The organism is Aquimarina sp. AD1 (assembly GCF_003443695.1).
GTDB classification, from domain to species: Bacteria; Bacteroidota; Bacteroidia; order Flavobacteriales; family Flavobacteriaceae; genus Aquimarina; species Aquimarina latercula.
In genome coordinates, this window is record NZ_CP031966.1 from 4,883,958 (window position 1) to 4,903,230 (window position 19,273).

At 31.5% G+C, this 19,273-nt stretch carries 16 protein-coding genes; 9 read left to right on the forward strand and 7 right to left on the reverse strand.

Annotated features, from left to right (window positions below):
- Positions 1 to 55: 55 nt before the first annotated feature.
- The 7 genes from D1815_RS20910 to D1815_RS20940 form a co-directional block, all read right to left on the reverse strand.
- Positions 56 to 1,357, reverse strand: a complete 1,302-nt coding sequence (locus D1815_RS20910; protein ID WP_118389171.1) for an IS701 family transposase — start codon at positions 1,355 to 1,357, stop codon at positions 56 to 58.
- Between the two features lie 381 nt (positions 1,358 to 1,738).
- Positions 1,739 to 3,049 carry a TolC family protein gene (locus tag D1815_RS20915; RefSeq protein WP_118389173.1) on the reverse strand — a complete coding sequence of 437 codons (1,311 nt, stop codon included), beginning with the start codon at positions 3,047 to 3,049 and terminating at the stop codon, positions 1,739 to 1,741.
- On the reverse strand, positions 3,036 to 6,182 hold the full coding sequence (locus tag D1815_RS20920) for an efflux RND transporter permease subunit (protein ID WP_118389175.1): 3,147 nt from the start codon (positions 6,180 to 6,182) through the stop codon (positions 3,036 to 3,038). The genes D1815_RS20915 and D1815_RS20920 overlap by 14 nt, the downstream gene beginning before the upstream one ends.
- Before the next feature lie 2 nt (positions 6,183 to 6,184).
- A complete protein-coding gene (locus D1815_RS20925) occupies positions 6,185 to 7,297 on the reverse strand; it encodes an efflux RND transporter periplasmic adaptor subunit (protein WP_118389177.1) in 1,113 nt (370 codons plus the stop codon).
- Positions 7,298 to 7,301: 4 nt separating this feature from the next.
- Positions 7,302 to 7,595, reverse strand: a complete 294-nt coding sequence (locus D1815_RS20930; protein ID WP_147404006.1) for a hypothetical protein — start codon at positions 7,593 to 7,595, stop codon at positions 7,302 to 7,304.
- Between the two features lie 79 nt (positions 7,596 to 7,674).
- A complete protein-coding gene (locus tag D1815_RS20935; RefSeq protein WP_147404008.1) occupies positions 7,675 to 8,925 on the reverse strand; it encodes a hypothetical protein in 1,251 nt (416 codons plus the stop codon).
- The gene (locus tag D1815_RS20940) at positions 8,915 to 10,228 is read right to left on the reverse strand and encodes a DUF4270 family protein (RefSeq protein ID WP_118389184.1); all 1,314 of its coding nucleotides are present in this window, start codon (positions 10,226 to 10,228) and stop codon (positions 8,915 to 8,917) included. Before D1815_RS20940 ends, D1815_RS20935 begins: the two co-directional genes overlap by 11 nt.
- Positions 10,229 to 10,453: 225 nt before the next feature.
- Here D1815_RS20940 and D1815_RS20945 point away from each other — a divergent pair, with 225 nt between their 5' ends.
- From D1815_RS20945 to D1815_RS20985, 9 genes are all read left to right on the forward strand, one after another.
- Positions 10,454 to 11,362, forward strand: coding sequence for a DUF6268 family outer membrane beta-barrel protein (locus D1815_RS20945; RefSeq protein WP_147404010.1), 909 nt, complete (start codon positions 10,454 to 10,456; stop codon positions 11,360 to 11,362).
- A complete protein-coding gene (locus D1815_RS20950) occupies positions 11,346 to 12,365 on the forward strand; it encodes a galactose oxidase (protein WP_233557444.1) in 1,020 nt (339 codons plus the stop codon). Before D1815_RS20945 ends, D1815_RS20950 begins: the two co-directional genes overlap by 17 nt.
- Before the next feature lie 88 nt (positions 12,366 to 12,453).
- Positions 12,454 to 12,795: a DUF4907 domain-containing protein gene (locus D1815_RS20955; protein ID WP_118389188.1), complete on the forward strand. Its 342-nt coding sequence runs from the start codon at positions 12,454 to 12,456 to the stop codon at positions 12,793 to 12,795.
- Between the two features lie 31 nt (positions 12,796 to 12,826).
- Positions 12,827 to 13,861, forward strand: coding sequence for a sensor histidine kinase (locus D1815_RS20960; RefSeq protein WP_118389190.1), 1,035 nt, complete (start codon positions 12,827 to 12,829; stop codon positions 13,859 to 13,861).
- 1 nt (position 13,862) lies between these two features.
- A complete protein-coding gene (locus D1815_RS20965; RefSeq protein ID WP_118389192.1) occupies positions 13,863 to 14,588 on the forward strand; it encodes a LytTR family DNA-binding domain-containing protein in 726 nt (241 codons plus the stop codon).
- A gap of 408 nt (positions 14,589 to 14,996) precedes the next feature.
- On the forward strand, positions 14,997 to 16,736 hold the full coding sequence (locus D1815_RS20970) for a DUF4397 domain-containing protein (protein ID WP_118389194.1): 1,740 nt from the start codon (positions 14,997 to 14,999) through the stop codon (positions 16,734 to 16,736).
- Between the two features lie 406 nt (positions 16,737 to 17,142).
- Positions 17,143 to 17,706 (forward strand): hypothetical protein, encoded by a 564-nt coding sequence (locus tag D1815_RS20975; RefSeq protein WP_027395896.1) that lies wholly within the window; start codon positions 17,143 to 17,145, stop codon positions 17,704 to 17,706.
- Positions 17,707 to 17,713: 7 nt separating this feature from the next.
- Complete coding sequence (locus D1815_RS20980; protein ID WP_027395895.1) at positions 17,714 to 18,295, forward strand: acyltransferase; 582 nt, start codon at positions 17,714 to 17,716, stop codon at positions 18,293 to 18,295.
- Positions 18,292 to 19,266, forward strand: coding sequence for a Gfo/Idh/MocA family protein (locus tag D1815_RS20985; RefSeq protein WP_027395894.1), 975 nt, complete (start codon positions 18,292 to 18,294; stop codon positions 19,264 to 19,266). The genes D1815_RS20980 and D1815_RS20985 overlap by 4 nt, the downstream gene beginning before the upstream one ends.
- The last annotated feature ends 7 nt before the right edge of the window (positions 19,267 to 19,273 follow it).

Below are 19,273 nucleotides of genomic sequence, written 5' to 3' on the forward strand. Positions count from 1 at the left end.
TCAAATAAAAGAAAACAAAACTCAAGTTTTGAATATCTATCTTATTCCTACTTTGTCATCTTAGGTTTTTTGTTTTTTTTTGATTCCTTAAAAGCTGATTTATATACTTTTGGTGTTGCTCAAAAATTAGATCAATAGCTAATTGAGGTTCTTCTATTTTAGTTTTTATACACAGATTGACAATTTTCTTGATTGTAGCGGCAGTAAATTTTTGTTTGTTGTTTTTGAATTTTAATTTCGTAATCAACAACATAGCCATATGATTGTGAAAACCATGCAATCCTCTAATCTGATAATCTCCCATTCCTACTAGGTTTTTATCTTCTTTAAAAATTTGTTCTATGAATATTCTTTGTCTTTGTTTTTGAGCTAATTTTTTGATATGATTATTTTCCATATTGGTTACGGAATATTTGGTTTTACCATCCGCATCTTTTCTAACCAATAATATCAAATACAGCCATCTATGATTAGTAGTACGGGTTTGTATTTTGACATAATGAAATTTTGCTCTTAAAGTTCCTTTAGTTGATTTACGGATGTCAATTTGTTGAAATTCATCTTCTGATAAACTAGCGATGTATTTATCGACCCTACATTTTTCTTTAAGATCGTAATTGAAATACATTTGTTGATCACTTCGGATATCACCTATAAAATCAAGCTGTCTATCCACTAAATATTCCAATAAAGAACTTGCAATACCATAAAGAGCATCAAAATTGACATAATCGAACTTGATTCCCTTATTTACTACATGTTCTATAATTTTTTTAGCTATTTCAGGCTTGCTTAAATGGTGTTCTTTTTCGGGAATATTACATTTAATTCCGCGTACCGTATCAGATTTCCATTCTTTAGGCATAAACAAGCGTATATCTATAGGTGTATAATATTCTGATTGTGAAAGTCCTGCTGCTACGGCTACTTGACCATTATCCATTTTTCCGATACAACCTAAATGTTGTCTGGAAACACAGGCAGACATCTCACCTTTTTTACGGAAACCTACTTCATCAATCAATAATGCAGTGGGGTCATTACGCTGTGAAAACAAATCTGATGAAGCTAAAACTACTTGATCCATCAATGCTCTATATGACCATAAATCACTATTAACAAAGTGATTAATACTTTGTTGGCTAAGATTGGACAAGTGGTCTGCCATATATTGGCAATTAGCCTTCTTCTTCTCAAACTTGAAAACAGATTGAAAATAATCAAAGGCGTGTTGTCGATATGAAAATTTAACAACCTTAAAACGATCTGTAAATTTTGAAAAGAAAGAAGTGAATTGATGTTCAACAGAATCCAGAAATCTTAAAGTTTCTGAATCATTTTTTTTGGCGGGTGTTATCTAGAGTAGCCCACTTTTCTTTAATTTGTAATACTTGTTATACGGGCAAAATAAGGTGTTTGCAATCATTCACCAAAATATTTCACCCTTTTTTCTAAGATGACAAAGTAGGAATAATTGCCAAAGAGATTTATACTTCTTTCTTTTGATCTATAGATTATCGAAATGAAGTAACGGGTATTGCTTCTCAAAAAAAACAAGAATAATGAACAGAAAATAATATCAGATCTAACAAACCAAAACCCAAATTCTTAGTAATAAAGCCCGCAGCTTAACACTGCGGGCTATTACGATTTATAGTTATCGATCTGAAAAACTAGTGAGCATAAATTAGTTATAAAAAATCACACTATAAATCTACTGAAACAAACAAATCATTTATTATTCTAATAAGATTCCTCCCAATTGAAGTAAATTAGTCTCAGCAATCTTCAAATCATATTTTGCCTTTACACAGTTATTCAAGGCATTGAATAAATTAATTTGTGCTTGCCTAAATTCAACTGCAGATACCTGACCAAGACTAAATTGCTTTTGAGTACGACTAAAATTCAGTTGGTTTGTTGCTATATTATGATTTTCAGCTTTAAGAGTGAATTGTTTATTAAAATAATCTTCATAAGCATTATAGACTTCTGTTTTTAATTCTTCTCTTGCCTTATAGAGTTCAATTTCACGATTTTGTTTTGTTATCTTAGATGTCCGAACTTTTGTTTTGTTTTTTCCTCCATCAAATAAATTCCAAGATAAACTCAGTCCTAAGTTAACACCATACGTTTCATTATTAAGTGCGAATGAGGTTACAGGATTCATACTTTCGTTCCAATTATAACTTGCACTACCATTAATTTTAGGAAGAAATTTAGCTTTATTTATTTTGATATCTAACTCGCTCAATAATATGTTTTGTCTATTAAGTAAGGAGGTTACATTATTATTAATAGCCTTTTGTAGGATGGCATCTTCGCTAAGTTTATTTAGAAAAACTACAGTTGTGTCTACAACATATTCAATAGTTATATCTCTACCTAATAGAAGATTTAAGTTACGTTTAAGGTTCTTAAAATCTTTGTAGGCTGAAGCGTATGAAATGCTATCATTATTAAGATCTACTTGTGCATTTAGTTCATCCAATTTTGAACCTTGCCCATATTTTAATTTCTTTTTCGTACGTTCTAAACGATCTTTAGAATTTTCAATATTCAACAGAAGGTTTTCGGTGATCTGTTTTTGATATGCTACATTATAATACGTATCATATAATGAAACAATGGTATTCTCTATTAGCTGCCGTTCTTCTATTTTCTTAAGATTAAAATTTTCACTGTTTTTTTGAGTGTTGAATTTACGTTCTAACCCGTCAAAAATTGTATACTCTGCAGTCACCGAAGCGTTATAAGATTCTGTTATTGCATTGTCTATATTCGTATTAGAGCCATCGGAAAAAGTTACATTTTGGGCTTCATCAGAATAGTTTATACCGCCAGAAACTGAAACTGTAGGAAGGTAACCGCTATTTAAAACTCCTTTTTCAATATTAGAAACTTCTGTATTGTTTTTTGCAATGCGAACGTCATAGTTTTTTTCTACTGTAATTTTTATAGCTTCATCTAGAGTAAGCACATTTTGTGAAATTACCGGAGAAATACTAAGAAAAACGAATAGTATTGTTAACGTTTTAAAATTTTTCATTTGCTACTTTTTGTTCTATGATTGCACGTTCTACTTCTTCTCTGGTTGGTTTTTTACCTGTTCTTATATACTTTATATACACTTTAATTGTATTAGAAAACGAAAGAAAAATGGGCAGAATGAATAGTGTTAATATGGTTGCTATCGCTATTCCATAAGAAATAGCAATGGCCATCGGTATTAAAAACTGTGCCTGAAGGCTTCTTTCTAACATCAATGGAGCAAGACCTGCTATAGTAGTTATCGAGGTTAAGAAAATAGCTCTAAAACGTGCTCTTCCGGTTTGGTAAAGAGCTTCTTCAAACTTCAAACCTTCTTTTAAAAATGAATTAAATTTATTAGTAAATACCAAACCATCATTTACTACAATACCTATTAAACCAACAATACCTAAATATGATAAAATACTCATAGGAAAGCCGTGTAAATAATGACCCCAAGCCACTCCAATGATGCTAAAAGGAATAAGTGCCAATAATATAAATGGCTGACTAAATGATCTAAAAGTGAATACTATAACTACATATATCAAAAAAATAATGGCAGGAAAAACTGCAGTTGCAGAGTCTGCAATTTTATTAACTTCTCTATTTTGACCTTCTGCAGAAACTGTAACTTCAAGGTATTTCTCTTCTATGCCTTTGGCAACTCTTGTTTTTAAATCCATCATGATATCCGCTGCACTGACTTTGGCGTTATCGATATCCGCTTCTACAGTTACTTCTCGAATTCCGTTTAAGTGATTAATGGCTACTTCACCTCTTTCAATAGTATACGAGGCTACTTCCGATAAGGGAACCCGTCCATTAGAGGTGCTAATTTCAATAGTATTAAGGTTGCTGATAGTTGATCTGTTTTGCTTATCGTACCGTACCCAGATTTTCACTTCATCCTGACCTCGTTGAATTCGTTGTACTTCATTTCCATAGAAAGCATTTCTAACTTGGGTCATTAAACTATTGTAACTTAAGCCCAAAAGTTGTGCGTTATCCTTTAGCTTCAAATTAATTTCTTTGATACCTTTTGGACTAGAATCTATAATATCCTTAACATTTGGGTTCTTACTTAATTCAGTATATAAGATTTCCTTGGCTTTATTAATTTGTTCAATGTTTTTACCTTGTAAGGATACAGAAATAGGTGCCCCACCAACATTAGCTCCAGAATTAAAAGATAATTTTTCAAGAATCGGAATATTACCTACAGAAGCACGAATTTTATCCGTAATCTCTATGGAAGAAATAGAACGTGTTTCACTAGGAGATAAGTTGATTGTAATACTACTAGATGAACTGCTTGAACCTATACGCTTTACTGTTCCTGTAATATGGGATTCATTTATCTCGTTTGGACCTAAATCTTTATTGATTTTCCAAACATTGTTTTCTATATAAGTGGCAATTGAATCTGTAACACGTTCACTTGTTCCTTGGGGGGTGTTTATTGTTGCAACAATTTGATCACTTGCGTTCGTAGGAAAAAAACTTAGTTTTATGATACCGCTTGTAAATGCGCCAATTGTGATTATAAATAAAAAGAAGATGATAGTAAACGATAAAAACTTGTTCTGTAAACATTTTTTATAAACAGGAATGTATATCTTATCCAGTAAATAGTCCATGAATCGTTCACCAAGTTTATTAAACTTACTTATTTTATTGATATTCTTAATGTCTTTAGAATGGGCTAAATGCGAGGGTAGAATTAATAGGGCTTCGATTAGAGACACCAATAATGTTAAGGTGACAACTAGCGCAATATCTCCAAAAAAGTCACCTATTTGACCATCTAAAAAAAAGAATACTGAAAATGCCAATATGGTAGTTGTAATAGCAGAAAGAATAGGTTTTAATACTTCTAATGTACCGTTTACAGCCGCTTGTATTGGTGATTCTCCTTTTTTCCGTCGGCTGTAAATGTTTTCGGCAATTACAATACCGTCATCCACTAATATACCTATTACCAGAATCATCCCAAACATAGAAAGCATATTGAGAGTAACTCCGTAATTGGGTAAGAGGATGAACATTCCGAAAAAAGATATCGGTAATCCAAAAGCTACCCAGAATGCCACGCTAGGTCGTAAAAAGAAAGATAAGAGTATTAAGACCAATAACATTCCGACAATGGCATTTTCTAGTAGGAGAGAAATCCTATCTTCTATTAGATCTGCCGTGTTGAAAGTTGATTTTAATTCAATATTTTCATTTTCGGTGTTAAATTTTTTTATGTAGTTTTTTACACTTTCTACACTACTAATTAAATCTTCGGAATTCGTATTCTTTAAGTCAATTTGAACCGCTTGTTCTCCATTGTAAAAGAGCTTATCTGGATTTTCGCTGAAGGTATCATTTAGTTTGGCAATATCTCTAAGGTATACTTTTGATCCATCAGCAGATGATTTTATAACTATATTATTAAGGTTATCTGCAAAATACCTTTTGTTATCTGCCCTAATCAAAAACTCTTCATCCTTCGTTTTTATGGAACCTCCAGAAATACTAATGTTAGCTTCTGCAATAGACTTAGCAACCTCTTCGAACGTCAGATTATAATTTCTAAGTTTCGCTTCAGAGATAGAAATTTCTATCTCTTCATCAGGAAATCCTGTCAATGAGATTTGCGAAATTCCATCAATCCTGAGTAGGTCATTTTCTATATTCTGGGCATACTCTTTTAATATTCGTAAAGGAATATCCTTACCAGTAATAATGAATGAGATAGCTGGTCTTGTTGGTTTAATTGTTTCTATAACCGGAGGCTCTATAGTTTTTGGGAACGAGGGGACTCTGTCGACTGCATTTTTTACTTCATCTAATACCAAATTAATATCAAAACCAGACAGAATTTCAATGATTACAGAAGCACTATTTTCTTGAGAAACAGAACTTACTCTATCAATACCTATAATACCTTTAAGATTACGTTCAATTTTTTCTACGACACCCTCTTCAACTTCTTCAGGAGAAGCTCCTGGATAAGTAACTGTAATCTGTATAGTTTTAGCATCGGATAAAGGAAAAAATGAGGAATTCATTTTTTGATACCCGAGAAAGCCGAAAATTAGAAAACCTACTATAAAAATGTTTACAGCAACTGGATATTTTATAAAGTAACCGAGAAAGTTTTTCATAATTATTCTAGAATTTCTACTGGCATACCGGGGTACGCATTAGCAATGCTTTGGTTGACAATAATATTCTCTGATTCCAGACCAGTGATCACTGAAGCATTACCTTGGTAATTAACAATTCTTATGGGTTTCAATTCTAAAAGGTTATCTTTTACAACATATACCATGTTGTTTTCGAGAATGAGAGCATTATCTATTTTGAAAACATCTATTAAATCGTCTCCATCTATTTGGGCTTTTAGATATAGACCATCTTTTAGACCTTCGTTACTAACTTCTACAATGACATTAACACTCTGCGTATCTTGATTTATTTTCCCGTTTATTCGTGTTATTTTTCCACTAAATGATTGAAAATTATCCATTGTTTTAAGATGAACGGAAATTCCTTTTTTAAGATATCTATTATCAGATGCGGGTATGGAAAGATGGAGTTCAAAATTGGAATCATCTGTAAATTCCCCAATTTTTTGACCACTTCTTATTAAGGTTCCAACATTTACGTTAGACTCTGTTACTATTCCTGTAAAAGGAGCATTGATATAATACTTGCTCAAGCGTTCTTCTAAATTTATAATGTTGTAATACGCACTATAAATATTCTTTCCAGATACAAAAAGTTTCTCTTCATTAGAGTTAAATTCTGGTAGCTCAGGTGTTTTTGAATTGACTGTAAGATTTTCTAAATATGTTTCCCACTTTTTGGAGATATTGGGATAATCAATCTCCATATCTGGTAACATAGCGGCAATTTGGTTCATTAAATCGCTTCGCGCAGATTTTATTTGAGCAGTATGTTCTTTATTATCCATTACAATTAAAGCTTGTCCTTTTCTAAATCGATTTCCGATTTTAAAAGCTGTATTTGTTTTTTGAATTACTCCTTGAACTTCACTATATAGTTCTATTTTCTCTTTAGCGTGAAGTATGCCTGTAGCTTCTACGGCATATGGTACATTGGTTAATTTTACTCGTTTTACTTTAATTACTTTTATAGGTGTCTCGGCTGTGACTTCTTCCTTTTTTTTATTGTCTTCAACATTCAATAAATTAAAAGCTAACACGCCTAAAATTACAATTGAAACTCCTATGATGATGCTTACATATTTTTTCATTGGTCTACAGTTTCATGTTCTTTCTCATATGTTTTTTGATGTTTGGAGCTACATCGTGCTCATACTTTTCTAATTGTTCCTGAGACAATACTTTTTCCAGCTCAGAAAGTTTGCCTTTTTTTATTTCATTCATTTCTCCAATTTTACCAAACATGCTACCTGTTGATTCCATCAAAACAACGATTTTCTCCGTATACTTTAGATTGATTATTTTTACCTTTTCGGTTTGTTCTGTAGTAAGATTTAGTTCCTTAACCATCTGCTGGGTTTGATAATCAGCCATTTCGGTTACACTCATTTTTTCTTGTGCAACACTACTAATGTTGCAAACAAGAATTATTATTATCGTTAGAATGTTATTTTTCATCTAGTTGTTTTTAATTAAACTTTAGTTTTCTAAACCATATATCTTTAAGACTTATGTTTACATTGATCATATTAAAACTTTCTCCTACCAGAATACCAGAAACTGTTCCACGTTGTCCGGTCGCATATGAAATATTAATCATAGACCCTCCTCTAACACTAATCGGAAAACCTATTCCTGCAGTTACACTGTAATTGTTGATTGTCTCATCGTTTACTTTTAGATATCCGGAATCATAATTAAATCCTGCTCTGAACTCTATATTTTCCCAATATTTTAGCCCTATCTCTTTTGCTCTATATTGAGCTCCAAGACTAATGATACTTTGATCCACATAATCACCAATGTCATCACTCTGATTAGTAAACCCCCATAAGTTTCCTTTATAGTCAAGATTAACAGTTAGTGAATTAAAAAACCTAGCGCTAGCTCCAAAACCTATCTCCAATGGTAGTTTAAAACTGTCGATCGCTAGATCATTTTCATCTTCTACCTCGGTTGGAATAAAGTCAAGACTCTTAGTTACACTTCTATCCTGTGAACCTTTAAGAGATGTTGGAGAATCTATTGTAAAACCTAAACTATATTGGTTATCTATCTTATATTGTAATCCAAACCCCAGTCTGAAACCGTTATAAAAATTCTCTTCTGTTATATTTAGAAAAGTTTCTTGAAAAATGATGTTTTCTATCTGATCGATAGCACCAAATAAGAATGAAGATTTAATACCTAAACTTAGATTATCATATAACCTGTATCCATAATGTAAGTTTAAGTCATTAAGACCCCCTGAACCAATAATATTGCTAATAAATTCATCTTGAGAACCTTCAATGTTAGTTTCAATTCCGATCAAAGCATATCCAACATCCGTAAATGGAACAATTGATAAACCCATTCCGGATCTTTCATTAAGACTAAATCCTATGGCTAGATTAGAAAAGTTAGAAGAAAATCTGTTTTCATCTTTATCATTAGTAGAAACTTTATTAAGCTCTCCTAAAAAACCAATGTCTAATAAAAAACTTTTTTCAGAAATACCTGTAAAAGATGCTGGGTTTAGTGTATTCAATAAGTAATTACTTTCCAAAGCAATTCCTCCTCTTCCCAGAGCGCTATTTCTTCCGATATTAGAATTGGTTTGTACACCTAATCCAAATAAGGAATACGGGGATCCTGTTAAAGAATTAGTTTGTGCTTTTGAAGTAGATATCCAAAAAAACAATACTCCGAGTATTTTTAAATAATTATTATTCATCATAAATAGCATACGTCAATATTAACCTGGCTCTAAAGTCCGTACTACTTTCACCTTCTAGTACAAAGCGATCTACAGTCTGATTAAAGTCTTGTGAAAAAAGCACTAATGCATTATCTATAATTGGAGCTTCTTGAAGTTCCTGCTCTAAATAAAACCCAATAGGTATTTCGTATATAACTTCATTAAACTCTATGTTTTCTTCATTGATGAGTGCAAAAACACCTCCTTGTCCATTAAATAATCTATCTATCAATTCATTGTTTTGATCTGCTATATCAACAAAAAGAGAATCCCTGATAGGTAGTGCATTACTAAAAGCTTGTGGAGGTGGTTTAATTTGTAGCGTGGCGTTAAGGATAGTTCCGGTACCGGGAATGTCATAAATTTTACGAATAGTAGGAAACTGAATACGAGTTGCATAACCAGTGCCTGCTTGGATATAGCTTCTATTCTCACTGTCTTTTGACAGCAAGTTAATTTCTTGATCAATTAATGGTTCAAGAAAGGTGTCTGCTACGTTACTTATAATGTTATTAAATGATTTAGGAGTAATTGTAGCAGAATTTATAGTTAAATCAAACGCTTCTTCATCATCCTCAAATTCTCCTGGAACGGTATAAAAAAAACGGAGATATGTGCTTTCACTACTTTTTGAAAACCCTATAATTGATGCGTCATCTTCGTCTCTCGGCTGTAATGTAAATCCCTTAAAATTTCTTCTTAATTCATCATCATCGTTAATATCTCCATCACGTATTAAATCGAACAGTGTTTGACCAAAAGCAATAGGTAAGGATATATGCAAAGAATCTTCGTCAAATGGTTCAGGGATATAGTTACGTGTAGCTATTGGAATAGTTTCATAAGGAAGTACACTGGTATTATAAAAGAAATCTTCTTCTGGATCTACTTCATCCGTCAAGACGTGAATATTAACTTGTGCAACATTAGTAGTATCACTATAAAAATATCGATCATACCCTAAAACTAAAGCAATACTATCTAGCTCAGCGTCATCCGGCAAATTGTAGTTAAGTGAGGTTAACTCGAAATAATTAGAAGCACGTACTGTACCAAAGAACTCATCTTTATATTGTCCTAATAATAATCTATTATTACTGGAACTATTAATACTATCAAACTTAAATGTAGATAATTCAACAGCAAAAGTATCAATAGATATTATACGAATATTAGAATCTGTAAAATCCTGACCTACCTCTAATGTAGGAATATCTTCTTCTCGATCAGAACAAGAAATTATAGACAATATTATTATTAATAAACCAAATAGTTCTCTCATTATTTTTTTATTTGAATAACAAAACAAAGAGACTGTTTAGAATTAAAAAACTAGAATCTACAAATTACAGATACCTCTATACCAGCTCCTGTTTTCTCTCTACCAATCTATTAAACAAGGTTTCATCGAGGTAAATCCTATTTTGGTATATAAAAAATGTATACCTGTATATCTTTTTTTTTGATGCTTTGTTGTTAAGTTATTTTTACACAAAATTTGTATTAAATGAAGTGTCATTTTACATTAATTATAATGCTTTCAGGAATTACTAATGCACTATGGGGACAGGATCCACAGGGTGAAATAGGAGGTTTTGAGTATTCGGTTATTCCTGATATTGGTGATACTCAGATAGAAAAATATGCTGCGAATCTAAATTTTGGGACTAAACTAGGAAAAGGTATGGTAGGCTTAGGTATTTCCTATACGCTGTATGATTTTCTATACAAGAAGGATTCTTTTATCGATTTTAATCTAGCATCCTATGAAAGAATTCATAATATACGATTTCGTATGTTTTATAGGTATATGATAAATGAATCCTGGTCAGGAAATATTATGTTTTCACCAGTTATATCCTCTAACTTAGAAGGAAGTCTAAGCAATAATGATCTCATCATAAATTCTATACTTTCGGTATCAAAAAAATGGGGTAATGACAAAACTTTTTCAATAGTAACATTTGGATTAGGTTTCGGAACTCCGTTTGGGGAACCTCAATTTTTTCCTGCTATTTCTTTTAGAAAAAAAATAAATTCTAATTGGAGTTATATATTAGGTATCCCAGAAACAAGTATAAACTATACTTACAGAGAGCGACATACTTTTTCAGGAAAAGCAAGTTTTAGTGGTCTTTTCGGAAATGCTTCTTCATCGGTTACTTTAGCTGATAGTAGTTTACAAACGAATACAAAATTACAGTATAATTCACTGAATACCGGAATCCAATATAATTATAGAATCCAACCCAATTGGACTACTACCATCAGTCTGGGTTATGCACCTTGGAACCAATTAAAAATACGAGACAATGATAATAATGAGCTGTATGATATAGAATCAAATAGTTCCTTTTACATATCTATGGGATTAAAGTTTAACTTAAATAAAACAAAGAATGAAAACAAAAAATAATCCATTTTTAATACATCTATTACAATTACAACAAATCTTGTTGGTATTACTAATGGCCCTTATCATAGTTAGTTGTTCTGATGATGATGATGATGAACTATTAGGAAATTGGGTAGAACGATCGGTTTTTGATGGAACTCCCAGAAGCAGTGCTATTGCATTTACTATTAATAATACGGGATATATGGGTACCGGGTTTGACGGGGATGATTACCAAAAAGATTTCTGGAAATATGATATAGAAGGTAATTTCTGGAGTCAATTGGCAGATTTCCCAGGAGTAGAGCGCAGTGCTGCAGTAGGGTTTACAATTAACAGCAATGGTTATGTAGGTACTGGTTTTGATGGCGACAATGAATTAAATGATTTTTATCAATATAATTCTTCAACGAATATGTGGTCTCCCATTACTGATTTTACTGGAGGAAGCAGGAGAGGTGCTGTTGCATTTAACTCTAGTTCTTCTGGATATGTAGGAACTGGTTTTGACGGAGATAATGATAAAAAAGATTTCTGGAAATATAATCCAACTACTGATGAATGGATAGAATTAGTCGGATTTGGAGGTGATAAAAGAAGAGATGCAATGACATTTTCTATTGGAGATAAAGTATATTTGGGAACGGGTATTTCTAATGGTTTAAATCAGGAAGATTTTTGGGTGTTTGATACTACAACAGAAACCTGGAGTGCGCTAACAGATCTGGATGATAATGATGACTATTTTATTACAAGAAACAATGCTGTAGGCTTTAGTATAGGAAATAGAGGGTATGTTGCTTGTGGAAATGTTGGTTTAGGCTCATCAAACTCTATATGGGAATATAATCCTGCAACAGATCTTTGGGTAGAGAAAACAGAATATGAAGGTATATCCAGAGAAGATCCGATTGCCTTTTATAATGGATCACGAGCTTTTGTAGCATTAGGTAGAAGTGGAACTTTGTATCTAGACGATAATAGAGAATTTTTTCCACTTGAAACCGAAGATGAAGATGATTAATAATTATTAGCTACGGTCAGGCAGTGTTTTTACTTTTTCCAAAATCTCCTTCCATAAATACTGTCTGATCTATTTTAAATGACACGACATGAAAAAGTTTTTTAAATATACAATTGTCTTTGTAACAATCGTCATAGGTGTTTTAGTGTTGAGCTTCTTTCTTCAAAAGGAAACACTAAAGAATAATGACATATATACACTGAAAATCAATGAACGTGCGGAAAAAGAATGGTACTACGAAGTATATTTGGATTCTGAATTAATTATAAAACAAGAGACCATCCCAGGAGTTCCTGGAATACAAAGTTTTAAATCTAAAGAAGAAGCTAAAAAAGTTGGCACATTAGTAATTACGAAATTAAAATCTGGTACTATGCCAATGATATCATTAAATGAACTAAAGAAGTATGATATCACTTTCAAAAAATAACTATCTTGATCGATATTAAAAAGTAGTTACTTTGAAAAAAGGCTTTAGAATTAAAGAGATCTGGATCCACGTAATTATCTGGTTGTGTTTTTTTACATTACCGATTGTAATTGCTATTCCGGAATTAGATCAAATACGATTAGATTTTATTTATAGAGGACTTGGTAGCGTGGGTCTATTTTATATTAATTACTTATTATTAGTTCCCAGGCTACTTCTAAAGAAAAAAAACCTTTTATATATTATACTTTCTATTGGTGTTTTAGTCTCGTTTAATTACCTACTTAGAAATTTTTATCCAATTCCACCATTAGAAAGATTAGATAAGCACTTGGAGTTTGAAAATGAATTTCCTCCTATAAAAAATTTGAAATATGTTCTTCCAGCTATTTTCTCTTTTGTCTTTTTTCTTTTAGGAGGTATCTTTAGTCTTATTCTAGACTTCTATAAAAGAGATCAAATTGCTAAAGAAATAGAAGCAAAACGAACGGAAACAGAGCTTCGATTTCTAAAAACTCAATTAAATCCACATTTTTTGTTTAATTCATTGAACAGTGTATATTCCTTGGTACGTAACAAATCTAACGAAGCTCCTGAAGCAGTAATTACATTGTCCGAGTTAATGAGATATATGTTGTATGAGGCTAATCAAGAAATAGTATTTCTTAAAAAAGAGATTGATTATATAAAAAACTATGTATCGCTACAGCGACTTAGACTTACTAATAGTGAACAAGTAAAATTACTGATAAAAGGAAATTATGAAAACAAAAAAGTCTATCCCCTTTTATTGATTTCTTTTATTGAAAATGCTTTTAAATATGGTACAGATTTTAAGGGGAATACTATTATAGAAATAACAATTGAAGTTATTGAAAATAAACTTATGATGAGTATAAGTAATATTATAGGAACTTATAAAAAGAATGAAGATTCTTCGGGGATTGGTCTTAGCAATATAAAGAATCGTTTAGAGCTTTTATATAAAGATGCCCATACTCTTAATATAAAAGATGACAAGGACTATTATAAAGTTGATTTAACATTAACATTAATGTTGACATAACATGAAGTGTATTATAATTGATGATGAGCCATTGGCACTTAATATTATAAAATCCTATTGTGAGGATTTAGGTACTATAGAAGTTGTCGGAATTTTTACAAATGCACTAGAAGCATTAAACATTATAAACAATGCCAATATTGATCTTGTCTTTTCTGATATTGAAATGCCTCAAATCAATGGGATTGATTTTATTAAAGCTTTAGATCATAAACCACTTTTCATTTTTACTACTGCTTATTCCCAATATGCTATAGAAGGATTTGAGTTAAATGCAGTAGATTATTTGGTAAAACCCATACCATTTCCAAGGTTTATAAAAGCGGTCAATAGGGCAAAAGAAATTTTTGAATTTAAAAATAATAATAAAACACCTGATATAGCAAAGAAACCTCCCGAATCTATTACTGCTCCTGATCAGTTTATTTTTGTGAAATCGGAATATGAAAACATAAAAATAGAGTTAGGATTAATAAAATATATTGAAGGTCTTAAGGATTACTTGAAAATTCACATTACCACTGGAAAACCAAAATTAACCTTGATGAGTTTTAAAGCCATACAATCAAAACTTCCTGAAAATAATTTCATAAGGATTCATAGATCGTTTATAGTGAACATAAACTATATAGAAACTGTTCAAAAAAGTAAAGTAATTATTGATACAACTAGAATCCCCATTGGTGAGAGTTATAAAGCCGATTTTCTTAGAAGAATTGGTATTTAATCCAATTAATATTTATCCTTTCTTAACTAAGAATAATGTCTAAAATAAATTTAACTTTTTATAATTTGTATTGATTATTTCGGACAGCAAATAATTGATAGCTCCGAGTATTCATTTATAAATGTATTTATTTCTTTCAGATCTTGCACCAAAAAGTTTGAACTTTGAATCATCGGGGTCACTCAAAAAGACAAGCATTTAGCTTGTCTTTTTTTTGTTTTATAATATTAGCTTGATCCTGTTTTTCTGATAAATACGCTACTGGTAAACTCCAAAGAGGTTTGCTAAAATTTGGTTTTTTATAACATTTTATTGGTAAAATTTTATTAAATGTTCGAATGCTTAAGGTTTTTAAATACCTTAAATTGAGTGTGTTAAGCAAATTATTACACACTAATCGTCATAACCATGAAAAAATCAACTTACTTATTTACGTTAGTTTTCCTGTTAATAGGGAATTATACAATCGCTCAAACAGCGAGAGTTCAGTTAATACATAATTCACCAGATTTGGCAGCCGCCACGGTAGATATTTATGTAAATGGAAGTATCCCAGATGCTTCTTTGGATAACATAATGTTTCGAACAGCTTCTCCATTTTTAACCGTTCCAACAGATACGGCATTAACAATTGATATTACTGCTCCTGATGCAGTGGATAATAGTAGTCCTATTTTTACCAAACAACTAAACCTAGCAGATGGATTTACATATATTTTGGTTGCTGATGGTATAGTAAGTGACACAGGATATGAACCTAATATTCCTTTTGATGTTTTTAGTTATGCTTTTGGACAAGAATCTGGATTAAATGGAGTTTCTAATACGGATATTGTTTTGCATCACGGAGGAGTGGATGCTCCAACAGAGATTGATATTATTGATGGAGCGGCAGTGCAGGGAGCACCAGCAATTTTTAATAGTGCTGATTATGGAACTTTTGTTGGAAGAGATAATTCTGAAACTACTAATGGAAGATATAAATCATTGCCTTCTATTGATTATGTTATAAAGGTTACTGATGAAGCTACTGTAGAAACTATAGAAGCTTATGATGCCACGTTAACCGATTTAGAAGGGGTTAATTTAGCTGGTGATGCCGTTGTACTTGTTGCTAGTGGATTTTTAAATCCTACGGTAAATAGTGATGGAGCTGATTTTGGATTATTCGTGTTTAGTGCACTTGGAGGAGGTGGCGTTGGATTAGAAATTCCTGCAGTTCCTAAGGCTTCAGTTCAGTTGATTCATAATAGTCCGGATGCTGGCCCAGTAGATGTTTATGTAGAAAATGTATTAACATTTGAGGATGTGAATTTTAGAGTAGCGAGCCCTTTTTTCGAAACGTTTGCAAAAATTAACCTCAAAATTGATGTTAGACCTGCTAATGCTACTGCTACTTCTATTCCAGTTTTATCGGAAATAGTAACTCTAGATGAAAATAACGATTATATTATTGTGGTAGATGGTTTAGTTAGTGGTTCTGGCGCTAATGCATTGAATTATGAAATATATGATTTAGCAAGACAAGCAGCTAATGATAATACTAAAGTAGATGTTTTAGTACATCACGGATCACCAGATACTCCATCAGTAGATATTTTCGAAACAGCAATTACAAATGGAGCGGAATTAGTTGATAATATTTCATATACCGATTTTGACGGATACCAAACATTAGACCCTACAGCTTATGTTTTGGAGATAAGAGAAGAAGGAACAACAAATGTGCTTAATGAAAGTAATGCGGATATATCAGGATTTATTGGGCAATCTATAACAATTATAGCAAGTGGTTTGCTTACACCTTCATCAGGAAATGAAGATCAAGCGTTAGAGTTGTATGTGTTTACTTCTAGTGGAGGTGCAGGTATTGGATTAGGAAATACACTTTCTGTAGATGAATTTAATGAAAGTAATACACGAATTTGGCCGAACCCTGTATTATCCGAAGTAAATATTCAAATCCCTTTTTTATATAATAAAGGAACTGTTCAAATTTTTGATATTATAGGAAAACAAATGATTTCAGAGAATTTAGAGAAGAATACAGTAAATACTGTTGATGTTTCTCAACTTGGAACAGGGATATATATTCTTCAATTAAATATTGATGACAAAAACCTTACTACTAAAATTGAAATTAGATAGAATTTTTTAACATATTAATTTTAAAAGCATTTATAGAGAAAACAGGTCGCCTTTTGGTAACCTGTTTTTTTATAAAATGAAGTTTGTAATTCTAGTTTTGTTTTACAGTTAACGAAAATTTTGCGTTTTGATCGATAATAAGCACTTTTTAAAATACACAATAGAAGTATTAAGATTGAAAATTGTAAAATTCGTGATATATAGGAAAAATTGTGATTAAAAATAACCTGATGATGATTGTCTATTTAGGTTGTACTAATTGCTATAAACTTATCAGAGTAATGAAAAATATGTGTATTCCAAAGCTGTAAAATGTTATGGAGGTATACGAATAAATGTTCTCTTTACGTTATGATTAATAAAATGTATGATGAAAGTTGTTAGCATATGCTTATGTCTTTTTTTTATGTTTACGACGATAGATGTTAACTCACAAGCATATCTTGATGATGATAATCCTTGGATTCTTGGATTTGGATTAAATGTGATTTATGATTCTGGAGAAGGAATTAATGGAGTTTTTGATGTTAAAGACAACTATAATTATAGTAATCCATTTAGAATTGTCATAGAGAAAAGATTTAAGAATGATTATGGTTTTGAAGTTGCTGGATCTTTTAATAGATTTTTGGAAGGTAAAAATGTAAATGGAAGTATAGCAAGAGAGGATACCAATTTTTTTGGAATAGAAGGAATGTTTAAATATTACCTAACAAATCTATATCTTAATAAGTATAGAGCAATGTATGAAGGGTATATGAGTTCTGGCGTTGGCGTTGGATTTTATAATGGCGAAATGGCAACAACGGCTAATGTTGGTATAGGTGTTAATTACTATATTACTGAGAGTTTACGTCTTAATGGACAGGTTACTGGAAATTTTTCAGTGGATAATAGTAAAGTAGGAAGTAATTATATTCAATATAACCTTGGTTTTATTATAAGACTTAAGGATGATGATTTTAACTAAATAATAAATGGACCAAGAATATTTTGTGCACAAATCATCTTATGTGGATGATAACTGTAGCATTGGTAAAGGAACCAAAATATGGCATTTTTCTCATATAATGTCTTCAAGTCAAATTGGAGAAAATTGTAATATAGGACAAAATGTAGTGATATCTCCAGAAGTGATTATTGGTAATAATGTGAAAATTCAGAATAATGTATCAGTATATACAGGAGTGATCTGTGATGATGATGTTTTTCTGGGGCCTTCTTGCGTATTTACCAATGTGATTAATCCAAGAAGTGCAGTTAATAGGAGAGGGCAATATACTAAAACTCATATCGGCAAAGGTGCTTCCATTGGAGCGAATGCTACCATTGTATGCGGGCATGATATAGGCGCATATGCTTTTATAGGCGCTGGTGCTGTAGTAACAAAAACTATTAAATCATATGCTCTAGTAGTTGGTAATCCAGCAAAACAAATAGGTTGGATGAGTGAATATGGACATCGATTAAATTTTGATACCAATGGATGGTCTGTTTGCCCAGAAAGTAACGAAACATATAGATTAGAAAATAAAACTGTCTCAAAACAAAAAAAATGAACAAAAACTTTGCTATTGTAGGGGTAGGAGGATATATCGCACCCCGTCATTTGAAAGCTATTAAGGATACCAATAATAATTTAATCGCAGCCTTAGATAAATTCGACAGTGTTGGAATTATGGATAGTTATTTTCCGGAAGCTCATTTTTTTGTGGAGTTCGAAAGGTTTGATAGGCATATAGAGAAAATAAAAAGGAGGAAAAACATAGCATTAGATTATGTTAGTATCTGTACTCCTAATTACCTTCATGATTCTCATATAAGGATGGCATTACGAAGAGGAGCACATGCTATTTGTGAAAAACCAATAGTTATAAATCCTTGGAATGTGGATCAGCTGATAGAGATTGAAAATGAATCAGAACATAATGTATATTCGATTTTGCAGCTTAGAATTCATGAAAGTATTATTGCTTTAAAAAAGAAAGTTGATCAAGGACCAAAAGATAAAATATATGATATTGACTTAACATATCTAACTTCTAGAGGAAATTGGTATTATACTTCTTGGAAAGGGGATGTTTCTAAATCTGGAGGAATAGCAACAAATATAGGAGTGCATTTTTATGACATGTTATCATGGATATTTGGTAAAGTAACTAAAAATGTGGTTCATAAACTTACCGATGATACGGCTGCAGGATATTTAGAATTTGAGAAAGCAAGAGTACGATGGTTTTTATCTATTGATTACAATAATATTCCTGAAAAGGTTAAAAAAGAAGGAAAAAGAACTTACCGATCAATTACCGTAAATGGAGAAGAAATTGAATTTAGTGGAGGATTTACTGAATTGCATACAAATAGTTACAAATCAATCCTAAATGGCAATGGTTATGGACTAAAAGATGCAAGACAATCTATAGAAATTGTTCACGATATCCGAAATGCTTCTATTTCCGAATTAAAGAATGATTATCATCCTTTTCTAAAGTCTACTAAGGATGGACTTTTAAAAAGTAATGTTTAATCTCATA

Bases quoted from the DNA above. Each gene is read 5' to 3' on its own strand.
- D1815_RS20915 (WP_118389173.1), bottom strand. From the start codon at position 3,049: ATGAAAAATTTTAAAACGTTAACAATACTATTCGTTTTTCTTAGTATT.
- D1815_RS20920 (WP_118389175.1), bottom strand. From the start codon at position 6,182: ATGAAAAACTTTCTCGGTTACTTTATAAAATATCCAGTTGCTGTAAAC.
- D1815_RS20925 (WP_118389177.1), bottom strand. From the start codon at position 7,297: ATGAAAAAATATGTAAGCATCATCATAGGAGTTTCAATTGTAATTTTA.
- D1815_RS20930 (WP_147404006.1), bottom strand. From the start codon at position 7,595: ATGAGTGTAACCGAAATGGCTGATTATCAAACCCAGCAGATGGTTAAG.
- D1815_RS20935 (WP_147404008.1), bottom strand. From the start codon at position 8,925: ATGATGAATAATAATTATTTAAAAATACTCGGAGTATTGTTTTTTTGG.
- D1815_RS20940 (WP_118389184.1), bottom strand. From the start codon at position 10,228: ATGAGAGAACTATTTGGTTTATTAATAATAATATTGTCTATAATTTCT.
- D1815_RS20945 (WP_147404010.1), top strand. From the start codon at position 10,454: ATGAAGTGTCATTTTACATTAATTATAATGCTTTCAGGAATTACTAAT.
- D1815_RS20950 (WP_233557444.1), top strand. From the start codon at position 11,346: ATGAAAACAAAAAATAATCCATTTTTAATACATCTATTACAATTACAA.
- D1815_RS20955 (WP_118389188.1), top strand. From the start codon at position 12,454: ATGAAAAAGTTTTTTAAATATACAATTGTCTTTGTAACAATCGTCATA.
- D1815_RS20965 (WP_118389192.1), top strand. From the start codon at position 13,863: ATGAAGTGTATTATAATTGATGATGAGCCATTGGCACTTAATATTATA.
- D1815_RS20970 (WP_118389194.1), top strand. From the start codon at position 14,997: ATGAAAAAATCAACTTACTTATTTACGTTAGTTTTCCTGTTAATAGGG.
- D1815_RS20975 (WP_027395896.1), top strand. From the start codon at position 17,143: ATGTTTACGACGATAGATGTTAACTCACAAGCATATCTTGATGATGAT.
- D1815_RS20980 (WP_027395895.1), top strand. From the start codon at position 17,714: ATGGACCAAGAATATTTTGTGCACAAATCATCTTATGTGGATGATAAC.
- D1815_RS20985 (WP_027395894.1), top strand. From the start codon at position 18,292: ATGAACAAAAACTTTGCTATTGTAGGGGTAGGAGGATATATCGCACCC.